The sequence below is a fragment of the Aureibacter tunicatorum genome, from assembly GCF_036492635.1.
Lineage (GTDB): Bacteria > Bacteroidota > Bacteroidia > Cytophagales > Cyclobacteriaceae > Aureibacter > Aureibacter tunicatorum.
Genome location: NZ_AP025305.1, coordinates 1,883,312 through 1,900,127, shown reverse-complemented (window position 1 = coordinate 1,900,127; position 16,816 = coordinate 1,883,312). Strand labels below are relative to the sequence as shown.

General features: G+C 36.4%; 13 protein-coding genes. 2 read left to right on the top strand and 11 right to left on the bottom strand.

Going from position 1 to position 16,816, the window contains the following annotated elements; all coding sequences use genetic code 11:
- Positions 1 to 41: 41 nt before the first annotated feature.
- The 9 genes from AABK36_RS08215 to AABK36_RS08175 form a co-directional block, all read right to left on the bottom strand.
- Positions 42 to 3,548 (bottom strand): M43 family zinc metalloprotease, encoded by a 3,507-nt coding sequence (locus tag AABK36_RS08215; protein WP_309939368.1) that lies wholly within the window; start codon positions 3,546 to 3,548, stop codon positions 42 to 44.
- Positions 3,549 to 3,776: 228 nt separating this feature from the next.
- Positions 3,777 to 4,193, bottom strand: a complete 417-nt coding sequence (locus AABK36_RS08210; RefSeq protein ID WP_309939367.1) for a BrxA/BrxB family bacilliredoxin — start codon at positions 4,191 to 4,193, stop codon at positions 3,777 to 3,779.
- A gap of 17 nt (positions 4,194 to 4,210) precedes the next feature.
- The gene (locus AABK36_RS08205; RefSeq protein WP_309939366.1) at positions 4,211 to 4,531 is read right to left on the bottom strand and encodes an SUF system Fe-S cluster assembly protein; all 321 of its coding nucleotides are present in this window, start codon (positions 4,529 to 4,531) and stop codon (positions 4,211 to 4,213) included.
- 17 nt (positions 4,532 to 4,548) lie between these two features.
- Positions 4,549 to 4,989 (bottom strand): SufE family protein, encoded by a 441-nt coding sequence (locus AABK36_RS08200; RefSeq protein ID WP_309939364.1) that lies wholly within the window; start codon positions 4,987 to 4,989, stop codon positions 4,549 to 4,551.
- Positions 4,990 to 4,991: 2 nt separating this feature from the next.
- A complete protein-coding gene (locus AABK36_RS08195; protein WP_309939363.1) occupies positions 4,992 to 6,248 on the bottom strand; it encodes an aminotransferase class V-fold PLP-dependent enzyme in 1,257 nt (418 codons plus the stop codon).
- Positions 6,249 to 6,497: 249 nt separating this feature from the next.
- Positions 6,498 to 7,826 (bottom strand): Fe-S cluster assembly protein SufD, encoded by a 1,329-nt coding sequence (gene sufD / locus AABK36_RS08190; protein WP_309939362.1) that lies wholly within the window; start codon positions 7,824 to 7,826, stop codon positions 6,498 to 6,500.
- Positions 7,827 to 7,860: 34 nt separating this feature from the next.
- The gene (gene sufC / locus AABK36_RS08185) at positions 7,861 to 8,622 is read right to left on the bottom strand and encodes a Fe-S cluster assembly ATPase SufC (protein ID WP_309939359.1); all 762 of its coding nucleotides are present in this window, start codon (positions 8,620 to 8,622) and stop codon (positions 7,861 to 7,863) included.
- Positions 8,623 to 8,677: 55 nt separating this feature from the next.
- Positions 8,678 to 10,129, bottom strand: coding sequence for a Fe-S cluster assembly protein SufB (gene sufB, locus AABK36_RS08180; protein ID WP_309939358.1), 1,452 nt, complete (start codon positions 10,127 to 10,129; stop codon positions 8,678 to 8,680).
- A 225-nt stretch (positions 10,130 to 10,354) separates the two neighbouring features.
- The gene (locus AABK36_RS08175; RefSeq protein WP_309939357.1) at positions 10,355 to 10,822 is read right to left on the bottom strand and encodes an Lrp/AsnC ligand binding domain-containing protein; all 468 of its coding nucleotides are present in this window, start codon (positions 10,820 to 10,822) and stop codon (positions 10,355 to 10,357) included.
- A 314-nt stretch (positions 10,823 to 11,136) separates the two neighbouring features.
- Between AABK36_RS08175 and AABK36_RS08170 the strand changes: the two genes are divergently transcribed.
- Positions 11,137 to 12,819, top strand: a complete 1,683-nt coding sequence (locus tag AABK36_RS08170) for an AMP-binding protein (RefSeq protein ID WP_309939356.1) — start codon at positions 11,137 to 11,139, stop codon at positions 12,817 to 12,819.
- A 104-nt stretch (positions 12,820 to 12,923) separates the two neighbouring features.
- Entirely contained in the window at positions 12,924 to 15,062 is a 2,139-nt protein-coding gene (locus AABK36_RS08165) for a GAF domain-containing protein (protein WP_309939354.1), read from the top strand.
- Here AABK36_RS08165 and AABK36_RS08160 read toward each other — a convergent pair.
- Together AABK36_RS08160 and sdaAB are read right to left on the bottom strand one after the other, a co-directional pair.
- A complete protein-coding gene (locus AABK36_RS08160) occupies positions 15,059 to 16,078 on the bottom strand; it encodes a glycosyltransferase family 9 protein (RefSeq protein ID WP_309939353.1) in 1,020 nt (339 codons plus the stop codon). The genes AABK36_RS08165 and AABK36_RS08160 overlap by 4 nt on opposite strands.
- A 41-nt stretch (positions 16,079 to 16,119) precedes the next feature.
- Positions 16,120 to 16,791, bottom strand: a complete 672-nt coding sequence (sdaAB, locus tag AABK36_RS08155) for an L-serine ammonia-lyase, iron-sulfur-dependent subunit beta (RefSeq protein WP_309939352.1) — start codon at positions 16,789 to 16,791, stop codon at positions 16,120 to 16,122.
- Positions 16,792 to 16,816 lie beyond the last annotated feature (25 nt).

Sequence of the window (16,816 nt, the reverse complement as noted above, 5' to 3'; positions counted from 1 at the left end):
ATCCAAATTATCTGCACGTGCTATGCAAACTATGTCAATTCTTATTTTAGAACAATCTTATCAGACAATTGCTTCTCAGCATTCACTACTTTAATAACATAGATTCCTTTAGACAAATTATTCAGATTCAATTCAACACCTCTGTTTACCATATCTGGCGTGAATGACTTAAACATCACCTCTTTCCCATCCAAAGACAATAGGGTTATTTCTGTAACTGAAGAAGAGTTAGTTACCTGAACATTCAACCTGCCATCAGTAGGGTTTGGACTAACAGACAACTGAGAAATATCATCTGTGGAAAGAACAGCTCCCGAATCAGAAACATTTACTTGAATCGTTTCTTCATAAACGCCATTATCAGTCGCAGTAACCACCAATTTTATCTCGAACGTTCCTTCTTCATCAAAAACGTAAGTTAAATCTTGATCATCAGACCCATCAAACTTTTCTTGTCCATCTTTTGAAACAACCCACTTATAAGAAGCAATATCACCTGTAGACGCACTTACAAAAGTTCCTTCCTCATTCAAGTCAAAATCTGTTTTTTGAGCTGTAATAGCCAAATCAACTTGCGCAGTGGCAGCTGTAACTACAACTTGTTCCTCAATAGTCGTTACTCCATAAAAGTTTGAAGCATTCAACCTAATCGTATAATTACCCGGAGTTGCAAATTGATATGAAGTCAATGGACCATTTCCAAATACAGTTTCAGTTCCATTTTCAACAATTACCCATTCCCAAGCATCAACATCCACACCTGATTTAACTCCTTCTATGTTAGCTGTTTCACCAGTAACAAATTGGTTTTTATCCAAAACAATATCAACAACTGGCTTAAGATACTGATCCATATCGTCCTCATTGGTAATACCCATGACAATTGGACCATCAGGCTTAGTATAATATGCAGCATCCACCATAGAATAACCTTGTCCGTCTGCTCTCACATTCAACAAAGCCCATCCATACACAGTTTCTCCCTCAAGCTCAAATTGTAAAGCCAAGTACTTTTGCTGTCCTAACCAGTCTGAATAATCCGGAGTAATAATTCTATGCTGATTTGGATGTCCTGGGTTTTGCGTCCAGCTACTTTCAGTAGTCACAACCTCTCCATAATTCAAAGGAGTCACATTCAACGATGTTCCATTTGTGACAATTGCTTTCCCATATGCTTCAAACTTGAAAAAGTTGTCATTAACATCATCATAGTATAGCCCAAATTCATCCGAACCTCCAGCATCTAGCCTGAAAAATTGCCATTTATCAGCTGTAGTTACCGTAAGCGGTTTAGTGACTCTTACCAATCTATAATCATCTCTAAATTTTACTCTCAAATCAAAGCCAGTTGCTCCAGCAATATCAGAAGCAATTTCATCTGAAAACACCGCATCAGAAAAGTTAATTTGCAAATTTGTAATTGAACTTGATTTACCATGACTATTCGAACTACCTATCAATTCAACTTCTCCTGTTGTTTCACTTAAGATAGTTACTTTAGCAGACAATCCGCTAGGCAAATTAACAACATTGAAATCAACACCTGAAGTAAGCTCTCCTGTTTTAGCAAAAGTAGCCTCCGAAAGCTCAAAAGACACCTTATCTTCAATTGATCCATCGTTCTCATCTTTAGCCTCAACAAATTGCGTATCCAACCAACCTAAAGCCAAACCTTCTACCAAGCCACCTGCTTTAATCGGTTGATTAGGAGCTTCATTAAACGCCATATCAATAACTCTATATCCATCACCATCAGCAGACACCTCGATTTTAATCCAAGCATAATGATAAATAGTCTCTGTTTCACTTATTTCAACAGGAATTTTCATCCCTATAAAAGTCGTCTTTCCATTAAGTGCTGTATAAGTATCATTGCTTATATCATGTTGACCTGGTTTTGGTTCTCTATTTACCCATGCGCCCGTTTCTAAATCAGGTCCAATCAAAGTACCTTCTTCAAGACCTTTTACATTTCGTGTTCCAGGCTCGCAAACCATTTCCTTGAAATACGTTTCCATCTTCAAGAACTTATCGCCATTGTCATCTGTATGAATCCATGTGCCAAAAGCTCCATCGCCAACTCCAAAACCACTAAAGTATTGCCATACCTTATCTTCCGCTTTGCTTACATATAAATTTGAAGGAGCTTCGCTATAAATAACTCTATAAGGATCTCTAAAAATAATGTCAACATCCTCTTTACCTATAGCTCCAACAACATCACTAGCTGTACTTCCTTGGAAGGCAGAGTCCTTAAATTTGATTTTAAAAGACTTATTATCTGCAATATTATGAGCTTGAAAATTAGAGTCAATAATCAACTGAGCACTTCCATTACCAAGATCTTCAATATGAGCGGTAACTCCTGAAATTCCTTCCAAGTCAAAATGAGCACCTAATTCCAACCTACTTGCTGATAATTGGACATTCTCATAATTCAATGACAAAGAGTTCAAATTACCTTCATTTGACCAATGCTCATTCAACACTTTTTTATAACTTATTGCTGATGATCCCGGATAGATAACATCAGGGATATAACCCAGTGTTTTTATCAGGTTCTCGTCTGAGTACATTGTATTTCTACTTACATACCTTTCCATTGCTTCATGCATACGATCTCTTTGTCCTGCTGTGAACATTACTGGATCTCTATAATAATCCATAAAGTTCTGCACATTATCAACCGTATTACAAGTCTCATAGAACTCATTATCCTGCCAATATGGAGAATCCGCTCCTCCTGCCCCTATAGTATTTGGAGTATCCGACACTCCATCATCATCACTACATGACCTCGTATCATCTGGCCCATATGTCCCTCCCCATACGTGAGGCAAATTTGCCCAGTGTCCAAGTTCATGAGTCAAAATCTTATACCATCCTTCAGTCGCTGTTCCTGATCTTCCTGTAGCCCATGATGAAATGACAACCCCATCATAATTGTAGTTTGTATTATCTGTAGGGTAAAAAGCATAGGCAGATCCATTATTGGATTTCTCAGCGCTTCTTACCACCCATATGTTCACATAATCAGAAGTCTCCCATCTTATAAGATCCCTAACGCCATAGCCTCCAGTTCCTTGACCTGCGTCATCTGTCAATGGCGATTGCACACGATTAATACCTGTAGTCGGATTACCTTGAGGATCAAACTTAGCTAATCTAAATTCAATTCTAGTATCTACTGCTATAGGTTTAAAAGCGTCAAAAACTTCCGAGAAACCGGCATTCTTCGCTCTAAAATCTTCATTCACCTGCTCCAAAGCTTCTAAAAGCTGAGTATCGCTTATTTCCTCTACGCCTCCATCTTCAATAACATGAAAAACAATTGGAAAGACCTTTACAGTGCTAACATCCGCTGAAGTTCTTGCGGACAAATCTCGTTCACGCGATTTTTCAAAAGCATCTCTGTACTCAGGGTTCATTTCCATTAGATGCTTATGAGCTTCACTGCTTTGGCAACCATTTTGCGCGCTCAAGTCACCAAGCGACAAACCTGCAGCTACCATTGCGGCAATCAGAGTTTTGGTAATTTTACTCTTCATAATTCTAGTTATAGTTTGTTTATCTTTATAAGATAACAAAAATAAATACAACAAACTATTAATTAATTAGAATTATTTTTTAATAATTATATTTTTTAAATATTGAAAAGAAAATACCAGCTTATAAGTAAAAGTAAATAATTAAGCCTTAATTTTTTATAAACTAAACATAAAAAAAGCGTCATCGAATTCGATAACGCTTTCCTATTATTTTTCCAAAAAATAATTTTAACAAACCTCTTCGAAAACTCCTTTCAAGTGACTTCCGATAATCACAGCATCTCTACCTTCAATCATATGTCTTTCAATAAAATGGACCAATTCTCCATCTTTGAACAAAGCAATAGATGGCGACGAAGGAGGGTAAGGAGCTGTATACTCTCTTACTTTAGCAACTGCCTCTTTATCAAAGCCAGCGAAAACTGTAGCCAAAGTATCAGGCTTCTTTTCAGCATGCTGAGCAGCAAATAATACGCCTGGTCTGCAAGCTCCCGCCGCACAACCACACACTGAATTTATAACTACCAAAGTAGTTCCTTTATGATCTTTGAAATGATCTTCTACTTCTTGGGCTGTCGTAAATTCTATAAATCCTTGCTCCAATAATTCATTCTTCATTGGAGCTACTAATTCTGCTGGATACATTTTTTATTTCTTTATGTTTATAAAAATCCTAATTCTAATTTTGCCGCTTCGGACATCATATCTTGCGAATAAGGAGGGTCAAAAGTCAACTCAACCTCCACATCATTCACACCTTCAATATCTTTAACCTTTTGCTTTACCTCTCCAGGCAATATCTCTGCAGCAGGACATGAAGGCGAAGTCAATGTCATCAATACATAAACATTATTAACAGGGAAAACATTGATTTCATAAATCAACCCCAACTCATACACATCTACAGGTATTTCAGGGTCATATACTGTCTTGATGGCAGCCAAGACTTTATCTCTAAGGTTTTCTATATTCTGATCACTCATGGTTTCAACATTATGAATTACACACCTAATTTGCTTTTGTAGGCTAGAGCGTAAAGCTTGATTTGTTTGATCATCGCCGCCAAACCATTGGAACGTTGAGAGCCAATTATACCTCCCATTCCAATTCTATCGATAAAATTCAGCTCAGCATTAATGATATCATTTAGCTTCCTGCCTGACAACACTCTCAATAATAAACTAATCAGTCCTTTAGTAATGTCAGTATTGCTATCCGCTTTGAAAGTCAATACTTCTCCATCAAAATCAGCATGCAACCATACTTTCGATTGGCAGCCTTTAATCAAATTTTGATCTACTTTATACTCCTCTTCCAAAGCAGGCAACTGTTGGCCTAGCTCCATTATATAAAAGATCATGCTCTCTCTATCATCTCCAAGCATTTGAAACTCTTCGACGATCTGATCTTGAATATTATAAACAGACAAATTATTACTCATTTTTATCTTGCTAGTTTAGCTATTTTCTCTACTCCTTCTATTAACGTATCAATTTCCTCAAAGGTATTATATGCCGCGAAAGATGCTCTTACAGTGCCTTCGATCCCAAATCGAGCCATCAATGGTTGGGTGCAATGATGTCCTGTCCTAACTGCAACTCCTCGTGAATCCAACATCATCCCAATATCAAAGTGATGCAGGCCTTCAATAATAAATGACAACACACCCACTTTTTCTTTAGCAGTTCCTATAATTCGGACTTTGTCGATCTTTGAAATCTTATCTGTGGCATATTTAAGCAAACTTTGCTCATGCTTTGATATATTGCTTTTCCCAATGTTCTCGATAAATTCAATCGCATGTTTTAAAGCAATAACATCTCCAATATTAGGTGTGCCAGCTTCGAATTTAAACGGAATATCATTGTAAGTGGTTCCAGAAAAGCTTACCTCACGAATCATTTCTCCTCCGCCTTGGTAAGGAGGCATGCTTTCCAACACTGCTCTCTTTCCATACAAGAACCCAACACCTGTTGGTCCATACATTTTATGGGCAGAACCTGCATAAAAATCGACATCCAAATCAACCACATCAATTTCAAGATGCGAGGTTGCTTGTGCTCCATCAATCAAAACATACGCTCCTATCGAATGAGCTTTACTAATAATAGTTCTAATATCATTGATTGTTCCTAAAGCATTAGAAGCATGGTTACAGCTTACAAACTTTGTTTTATCAGACAACAGTTCAGAATAAGCGTCCATATCTAATTCTCCAGAATCCAAAACCGGGATCACTTTCAAAATCGCTTTTTTTCTTTCACAGACCATCTGCCAAGGAACTATATTGCTATGGTGCTCAAGCTCTGTGACTATTACTTCGTCACCTTCATTCAATATTTGATTTCCTAAGGTAGAAGCGACTAAATTTATGCTTTCAGTCGTGCCTTTGGTAAATATAATTTCTTCGACTTCTCCAGCATTCAAGAACCTTCTCAATGCCTCTCTTGTGTCTTCATATTTGATCGTCGATCGATCAGCTAATGTATGAGCGCCTCTATGAATATTTGAATTATGCAGACGATAGTACTCATTCAATGATTCAATTACAACATTAGGCTTTTGGTTAGTGGCAGCATTATCAAAATAGACCAACGGTTTCCCATTCACTTCTTGATTGAGTATAGGAAACTCCTCCTTGATTGATTTCACATCATATTCAGCAGCTCCTGAAAACTCTTTATTACCAACATCGCTCATTTTCATTTCATTTTTAGGATAAAATCCGTAATACAAACTAGAGACACTTTTCCAAGTATCACTATCATTAGCAAAATAATCTGTTATTAAGATTAAATCAAATCAATATCAATATAATATGCAAAAAGACGAATTCCCGCCACAAATTTTCTAATCCTTCTCAAATAGTTCTTTTTACAAATTACAAAAGAGGCAAGGAAAATATACATTCACCTTGCCTCCATATTATTGATTCAAGACAACCCGTTATTATTCAAAACGGCTTGCTACTATATTTTCAATGTATTCTTTCAAAGGCTCGAAAGAAATATTCTCCAAAACATCCTCAGCAAATGCGAATAATAACATTGATCTAGCTTTTTCTTCCCCGATGCCTCTAGCTCTCAAATAGAATAATTGATCATCATCCAATTGTCCATTAGTGCATCCATGCGAACATTTCACATCATCAGCCCAAATCTCAAGCTGAGGCTTTGTATTAATCGTCGCATCATCCGTCAACAATATGTTCTTGTTTGACTGAAAAGCATTGGTTTTCTGAGCATTTGGTCGCACAAAGATTTTCCCATTGAAAACCCCTTTTGAACGATCGCCATAAATACCTTTATACAATTCATTGCTATCGCAATGCGCTTTGGTATGATCAACTGTAGTATGATGATCAACAACAGTATTGCCATCTACCAAACTCAATCCATACATATTTGCCAAACAACCTTCTCCATGCAACACAAAGCCCAAATTATTTCTAACAATATCTCCATCTAAAGAAACTGTCACAGTAGTCGCGACACTGTCTCTTTCTTGATGAATAGTAGTGCTATTTACTTGAGATGCGTTAGGCTTATCATTTTGGAGCTTATAGTACTTCAAATTCGCATTTGGAGCCACATATATTTCAGTTGCAATATTTGTAAAACTAGCTTCCTCGCCTACTGTCAAGTGGTTTTCAACAATATTTAACTGAGCCGATTGGCCAACTTGCACAAAACTTCTCGGAGAGTTAAAGGATTTCGACTCTCTGGTGTCATTAATAAACTCTAAATAAAGAGCTTGATCAATGATTGCATTTTTTTCAACTTCGACAAAAACTCCTTCTTCAAACATCGCCGTATTCAAAACTTGAAATTCATCTGTATTATGAACTTTGCTTTGAATTAAACTCGCTATTTTATCTGGATTTTGCAAAAGCACATCTGACACTTTGCTAACATTCAATCCTGCAGGCAAATTCGAAATATCAGATAGAGTTTCTGAGAAAACTCCATTTACCAATACAACTTTAACAATTTCCTGACCTAAATCCAATGTCTTATCACTGACATCTTGAGATGACAATGATTGCACGCTATTTTCTTGTGAAAAGTCAAATCTTTTCTCCAAGTTTTTCGAGATATTGAGATATCTATATTCCTCATTTTTAGCTGAAGGCAATCCCTTCTCTGCTAAAATTCCCGCTGCTTCTCCTCTGACATGGTCAAGCGAAGCATTTGAAGCATCCTTTAATCTTTGACGATTTGTCTCGATTTTCTCAAGTAATACTTCATTAATATTCTTTTTCACGACTTGCTCGCTCATTTGCTTGTTCTTTTAAAAAAGTGAATGAATTGAATTAAGACAATGTAGAATCAACTTCTTCCTTGATCCAATCGTATCCTCTTTCTTCTAGCTCAAGCGCTAATTCTTTAGTTCCTGATTTAACAATTCTTCCGTTATAAAGAACGTGAACATAGTCAGGCACAATATAATCCAACAATCTCTGATAGTGAGTCACTACTATCGTCGCATTGTCTTCTGACTTCAATTTATTAACTCCATTAGCCACGATTCTCAAAGCGTCAATATCAAGACCTGAATCAGTCTCATCCAGTATCGACAATTTAGGCTCCAACATAGCCATTTGGAAAATCTCGTTTCTCTTCTTCTCACCACCAGAGAAACCTTCATTCAAAGATCTATTCAGCAAAGATTGAGAAATTTCAACAAGTTCCATTTTCTCTTTCATTACTTTCAAAAACTCAACAGCGTTCAATGGCTCTTCACCTCTGTACTCTCTCACTTGATTAAGAGCCGTCTTCATGAAATTCGTTGTGCTTACACCTGGAATTTCAACTGGATATTGAAAAGCCAAGAAAACACCTTCTCTAGCTCTATCTTCCGGTGAATAATCAAGAATATCCTTACCGTTGAATAACACTTCGCCACCAGTAACTTCATATTCTTCTCTACCTGCCAATACAGAAGCCAATGTACTCTTACCTGAACCATTAGGTCCCATGATAGCATGAACCTCACCAGGCTTCACCTCCAAATTAATCCCTTTAAGGATTTCTTTGTCTTCAATATTCGCTTTAAGATCTTTTATAGATAGCATATGATTTTTAATTTCTAATTAGTATTTGAACAATGAAATGTTTGGAAAACATGGACTAACCCACACTTCCTTCTAAAGTCAACGCCAATAGCTTTTGAGCCTCGACAGCAAACTCCATCGGCAACTTGTTAAGAACCTCCTTGCAGTAGCCATTAACAATCAAGGCTACAGCTGATTCTGTATCAATTCCTCTTTGATTACAATAGAACAATTGATCTTCTCCGATTTTGGAAGTTGTCGCTTCGTGCTCTACTTGACTTGATTTGTTTTCCACTTCAATGTAAGGGAAGGTATGAGCTCCGCATTTATCACCCATCAACAAAGAGTCGCATTGTGAAAAGTTTCTAGCGTTTTCAGCTCTTTTCATCACTTTCACTAAACCTCTATAGCTATTCTGGCTCTTACCAGCTGACACACCTTTTGAAACGATATTGCTTTTCGTGTTTTTTCCGATATGAATCATCTTCGTACCAGTATCAGCTTGCTGATAGTTATTAGTCACAGCCACTGAATAAAACTCACCAATAGAGTTGTCTCCTTTCAAAATACAGCTAGGGTACTTCCAAGTAACAGCCGAACCTGTCTCCACTTGAGTCCACGACAATTTTGAATTATCTCCAGCGCAAATACCTCTTTTTGTAACAAAGTTGTAAATACCGCCTTTTCCTTCTTTATCTCCTGGATACCAGTTTTGAACAGTAGAATATTTCACCTCTGCTCCTGCTCCCACATAGATTTCAACTACAGCTGCGTGCAATTGATTTTCATCACGCATTGGCGCTGTGCATCCCTCCAAATAACTTACATATGATTCATCATCAGCAACAATCAACGTTCTTTCAAACTGACCTGTATTAGCCGCATTGATTCTAAAATACGTTGAAAGCTCCATAGGACATCTCACTCCTTTTGGAATGTAACAAAAAGATCCATCGCTAAATACTGCTGAGTTCAACGCAGAATAGAAATTATCCGCCATTGGCACAACAGAGCCGATATATTTTTTGATCAATTCAGGATGTTCTTGAACAGCTTCGCTAAACGAGCAAAAGATGATTCCCAGTTCAGCAAGTTTTTCCTTGAAAGTAGTCTTAACAGAAACACTATCAATCACAGCGTCAACGGCAACCTCTACGCCGCTCAACCTTTTCTGCTCATCCAATGAGATTCCCAGTTTTTCGAATGTTTCTCTCAACTCTGGATCTATATCATCCAAGCTATCCACCTTAGGCTTTTGCTTAGGGGCAGCGTAATAAATCACATCCTGAAAGTCGACTTTTGGATATTCTACATTCGGCCAAACAGGCTCCTCTAGGGTTTGCCAATGCCTGAACGCTTTCAATCTCCACTCCAAGAGCCACTCTGGTTCATTTTTCTTATTGGAAATGAAACGAACAATGTCCTCGTTCAAACCTTTTGGAGCAGATTCCTGCTCAATCTTCGTTTCAAAACCATACTTATATTCGGAATTAGTAAACTCCTCAAGAATTTGGTTATCTTTACTCATAGCATTTTTGTGTACTATCCCCTTTTCTTTCCTGTCATCAAAATTGTTCCAAAGCCTCAACTAATAGCTTTAAACAATATTCAATGTTGTTTCGCTCCATACTCAATGTAGCAACACAAATATAAACGTTTAATATAGTTATCGCTAAGACGATTCTATAAAAAAAAATAATAGGCTTATAAAAGGAATTTATAAGCCAAATAATACCAACAAAGCTAAACAATATTATTCATCGAATTGTATATGCCTGCTCATGCTCTGTTCGAGTGAGATAATCGTCTCAGTTCTTTCAATCCCTTCTACTTTTTGAATCTTATCATGCAACGTGTCTTTCAAATGCTTGGTATCTTTGCAATGAATTTTCACGAAAATATTGTAATTCCCTGTTGTATAGTGAATTTTCACTATTTCCGGAATCAACTTTAATTGATCAATTACCTCATCATAAAGAGAGCTCTTTTGCAAATAGATTCCCAAGAACGCGGTAATATCATAACCCATTTGAGCATAATCAATATCAAGGGTAGTTCCCTTAACCACACCCATTTCCTCTAATTTTCTCATACGAACATGAACTGTTCCGCCAGAGACAAAAACTTTCTTGGCTACCTCAGTATAAGGCATTTTAGCGTCTTTTGTCAACAAGCTGAGAATCTTCAAGTCAACATTATCAATATCTGCGTTTCTAGACATATTACTTTCTAAATAATAACAATTTATAATTCACACCGAATATAACGAATTTAATGAGATCTAATAATTTGCGATACCGCACGTAATAATCGCTACATTCGCTAAAAAAATAACTCTTCTTGAAAAATTAAGTTAATATTTTGCGACTAATTTAACACATAATCTTAACAAGAGAATAATTTTGAAATACAAAATAAGTGCTTTCTTACTTTTTTTTAGCATCTTTATTGCGTTTGTCTATCAATTATGCTTTTGTTTCTATTGCATATTTATTTAGCAACAATCAATCATTTTTTGATTAACTAAATTGATTTATGAATACTAATAGACCTTGGTTTGATAGTTATCCTCAAGGAGTTACACATCAAATCGACCCTAATAGATATGATTCCATCGTGGATTTGCTAGAACAAAGCTTCGAGAAATTCTCGGATTCCACTGCATTTGAAAATATGAATTCAGGCATCACATATCGTGAGCTTGACGAACAGTCCAAAAACTTTGCGTCATATCTTCAAAACGAACTTCATCTTCAACAAGGCGATCGAATAGCAATTCAATTGCCAAACTTGCTGCAATACCCAATCGCACTTTTTGGAGCACTACGAGCAGGCTTAATAGTTGTCAATACCAATCCTCTATATACTCCTAGAGAACTCGAACACCAACTAAACGATTCCGGAGCGGAAACAATTGTGGTTTTAAGCAATTTTGCCGAAACAATTGAAAAAGTTCTATCAAAGACAAAGGTTAAAAATATTATCATCACCGATATTGGTGATATGTTTTCTCCGTTAAAAGCCACTTTGGTGAACTTCGCTGTAAAATATATCAAAAAGATGGTACCCAAGACGAATCTTCCATCAACAATTAACTTTTGTAAAGCGTTGAAACTTGGGAAAAGACATAGCTTCAACAAGCCTATTTTGAAAATTAACGACTTAGCTTTTCTGCAATACACTGGAGGAACAACAGGCGTTTCTAAAGGAGCCATGCTAAGCCATAGAAACATCATTGCCAACATGGAGCAAAACTGCGCTTGGATGGCTACTAAACTTGTTGAAAATAAAGAAACTATCATTACAGCGCTTCCGCTATATCATATTTTCGCTCTAACAGTAAATTGTTTTACTTTCTTAAAATATGGAGCTAAAAACATCCTGATTACCAATCCAAGAGATGTGCCTGCTTATTGCAAAGAAATCAAGGATAAACAATTCACAGTCATGACGGGAGTAAATACTCTTTACAACCACATGATGAACAATCAACATTTCAACGCTATTGATTTCAGCAAACTCAAGATTTCAATAGGCGGAGGAATGGCCTTGCAAGAACATGTAGCAAAGCAATGGAAAAACATAACCAAAACGCCACTCGCTGAAGGTTATGGACTAACAGAAACATCTCCTGTTGTATGTTGCAATCCTATTGACGGTACTGAAAGAATTGGAACTATCGGGCTTCCTTTCCCAAGCACAGATGTAATAATCGTTGACGACGACGACAAAGAAGTTGAAATGGGGAAAAATGGAGAAATCTTAGTCAAAGGTCCGCAAGTCATGTTAGGGTACTGGAATTCGAAAGAAGAAACGGAAAAAGTTTTCTTCGGCGACTGGCTAAGAACTGGCGACATTGGTTTTATGGACCGCAAGGGCTACATCACTTTGGTTGACCGTAAAAAAGAAATGATCAATGTGTCTGGATTCAATGTTTATCCAAATGAAATCGAAGAAGTAATCACTTCACACCCAAAGGTACTTGAATCAGGAGTCATAGGCATCGATCACCCTAAAACAAACGAAGCGGTAAAGGCATATATCGTCAAAAAAGATGAAAGCTTAACTGAAGCCGAAATCATTGAGTATTGCAAGACGAAACTTACAGCATACAAAGTTCCTAAAGTCATCGAATTCGCTAAAGATTTGCCAAAATCTAATATCGGAAAAATTCTACGCAGAGTGCTCAAAGAAAGACATATTAACAACAATAAATAGTCATACTATTAACTTCAAAGAGTGTTTTTTCATATTAATTTAATACTGAAAAAAGACTCTTTGAATCAATTTAGTTTAAATTGCGAGAAATAATATGACTACCCATGGCTTATTTTATTTCAAGCATAAAGCATAAAATCAGACTTTCTCTTCTTTTGATACTATTCTTCTCAACTCTAGGAGGTATATTATCATACAACATACTCACCAAAGTCAATAGCTATCACGATCTCGAGAACTATGTCAACGAAACTCTTTTTTTATTAAGCCAAGCCCGAAAAGCTGAAAAAGATTTCATCCTCTACGAATACAAACAATCTGATTTTTATAAAAATGGTTCTACAATATCATTAGATAAACATCATGATTATTTAAACCGAATCAAATCAAACTTAAATTCTCTTGAAACCAATCCATTATGCCAAGAGGACCTATTCAAATCGAATATTATTTCCATCAAAAGCGCTATAAATTCATATAACAGAGCTTTTCAATCCTTGAAAGAAGCAACCTACCAAAGAGGATTCAAGGATCATGGAATTATCGGAAAGATGAGAAAATATGTTCATGACTTGCAAAACTGTCCTTCCGCTGAAGAAAAGGTCTTTGCTTTTGAATTAAGAAGGCATGAAAAGGACTTCTTCTTAAGACATGACCCCGTTTACATCAACAAGCTTCATGATAAAGCTGAAAGCTTCAAAAGCTTCGTAAAATCCGGAGCATTGCCTCATATGACAGATGAATATATTAAGAGGTATACCAAAGTCATTGATGACTATGTCAATCATTTCAATAAAGTAGTTGTCCTCGATCAAGAAATTGGTTTGGACAAAAACAAAGGGCTGCTTAAAAAGCTTGCGACATCTGCTAATGATATCGACCCATTAGCCTCTGAACTTTACATGATAATCAATAAAAAAAGCTCTCAAACACAAGAAAGCTCCATTTTGGTATTAGTCATCTCACTAGTAATTATCATTTCTTTTGGCATAGCAATAAGCATATATATATCTTCAAAAATTTCTAAGCCAATTGTATTGCTTGATCAAGTAACCCAATCCGTGCTCAACGGCAACGAAGATGATTATAAAAAACTGGATTCAATTGATCTGCAAGATGAAATAGGCTCTTTATCCAAAAACTTCAAAGCGATGCTCTTGAAGCTTCAAGACCAAATCAAGCAAATCAATAAAAAGAACGAATCACTTAACCAAAATGCTCTGGAAGATCAACAAAGAAAGTGGTCTATTGAGGGCATTAACAACTTTTCTGACCTTATCAAAAAGCGTCATGAAAACGTGGAAGAATTAGCTAACGAAGTACTTATATTCTTAACAAGGTATACAAAAAGCGAAATAGGCGGGATCTTCTTATTAAACGAAAGAAGAGAGTATCCTACCATGGAATTAAAAGCCAGCTATGCTTTTGACAGGAAAAAAAGCATTCAAAAAGAATTCGAAAAGGGCCAAAGCTTAATCGGTCGCTCATGGATAGAAAAAGATTACATATTCATCACAGACATGCCTGAGCATTATGGAGAGATAAAAGCTGGAATTAGCCACTTGAAACCAGCCAGCCTTTTGATCGTTCCAATAATGGAAAACGAAGATGTTCTGGGAGTCATCGAAATCGCATCTGTAAATGTATTCCAAGAAGCTGAGATACAATTCATTCGAGAAATCGGCCGCAGGATGCATAGCACAGTCTCTGGTCTTTTGATGCAACATACAACATCCAGACTGCTTGAAGAATCCAAAATTCTTACTCAAGAGCTGCGTGACAACCAATACAATATGCATTTGCAATTTGAGGAAATGGAAAAAAGCGAATCTCAACTCAAGAGATCCATTGAAGAAAGGGGGCAAGAAACGCAAATCGCTTTAGACAAATTAAAACTGCATAAACAGATCATCAAACATAACTTCAAAGAATTAATCGTTACGAATTCTAAGTTCGAAGTAACTTATGCTTATGACATGCTCATGGACAACCTAAATCTAAAGAAGCAAAATATCTCTAATTACGCTTTAGGAAAAACGTTACTTAGCAGCAGTACTGAAATCATACAAACTAATGAAGATATAAAAGAAGGAGAAACAGTCTCATTCGAGAATCTACCACTATTGAAAAACTCCTTCAGCAATAATGAAAAAGTCTTCGTAACAAAATTCATCTACAACAAAGAGATATTCTACAGTTTCGCTGTTTTAAAGGAATCTAAGAAGAGCACTTTAATCAGCTAAGCTTTAATCAACTTCAAAAGGTCATTTACTTGAATCGTTTTAGCGCAATTAAAATGACCTTTTGGACATTCTTTATAGCCATGCAAACCACAAGGCCTGCAATCCAAATTCTCATGAGTCTCTACCACATAAGAATCGGAAGACAAAGGTCCAAAGCCAAAATAAGGAACCGTAGAACAATAAATGGCGCATACAGGAGCATCAACAGCTGAACATAAATGCATTGGAGCGGAATCATTAACATAATTCATTTTAGAGTCCTTCATCAAAGCAGCGCTTTGCAATAAATTCAACTTTCCAGCCAAATTCTCAACATTGCTTCGATTGCATTTTTTGATAATATCATCGCATTCAGTTTTATCTCCCGGCGCACCCAGCAAATAAACCTTCAGTCCTTCTTCTATTTGATCAATAAATTCAATCCATTTTTCCTTCGGGTACTGTTTAGTAAACCAAACAGAAGTTGGCGCCAGACAGATATAATCGCCATTTTTATAAATACTAGTAATTTCAAAATCACTTTCTAGAGGATATAATTTTGGTTTTAACGAGCTTGTGTCGGTCAAATCAGAAATCAACAATTGGTTTCTGTCAACTTCATGAGAGATTTTATTTGTATTTGACTCAGCGATCTCATGCGGGTACTTTTTCGTAAACAAGAACGACATTGGATTCTTATCAAAACCAATCTTCACTTTAGCTCCAGACAAAGCTGTGATTATACCAGTTGTCGCAAATCTTTGAGCATTGACAACATAATCATATTCTGTAGACCTAATCTTCATGATCATATTCCAAAGGTTCTTATACTTTCCTTTGGTTTTATCGAACACTAACACTTCGTTCAAATATGGATGATCCTTTAGCAAAGATTCATTTCCTTTTCTCACCAAAAAATCAATTTTTGCATTTGGATGGAAATGGTGCAACTTTTCAAGCATCGCCGTCGCTAAGATCACATCTCCTATAAAAGCAGTCTGGATGACTAATATTTTCTGCAAAGCGTTAGAGTTCATTAGTATAAAATTTTTCAGAATTATGACACAACCTCAATTCATTACGAAATAATAGGAATATATATTATATCATAAATCCATGAAAGACTTTTTAAATAATCGATAGTTACCTGATTCAGCTTATGATCAATTTCTATTACTTGGCAAGCCATCTGTTTTTTTCCTTTTCTTGAAACGAACATCGTGGCTATATTGCACTCTTGAGACAGAACCGAAGAAATAAACGCAATACTTCCTTCTTTATCTTCCGCCTGAATAATCAAAGTATCCAGCGCTCCCGAAAAGTTTGAATCAAAGCTATTCACATTAGTAATCTTGATTACGCCTCCTCCACGGCTTTCGCCAATGATCAGAGCTTTCTTCTCCCCTTTGGTTGCCTCTATTTTAATCGTATTTGGATGCATGGTTGAGGCATTCCCAATTGATTTGAAAGAATACTCAAAACCTTGTTCTTTCGCATGATCAAAAGAATTCTTAATCCGTTTATCATCGGTAGCAAAATTAAGCAAGCCTCCAATCACAGCTCGATCACTACCATGACCTTCATATGTTCTTGCAAATGAGTTGTAAAATGTGATTTCCGCTTGTTCAGGAATTCCTCCCAATACTCTTACTGCCATCTGAGCTATTTTAACCACTCCAGCTGTATGCGAGCTTGATGGACCAATCATTACCGGACCAATCATATCAAATACTCCGCTTCTTTCAGACATTTCCTTAATCTTTAAAATTAATAAG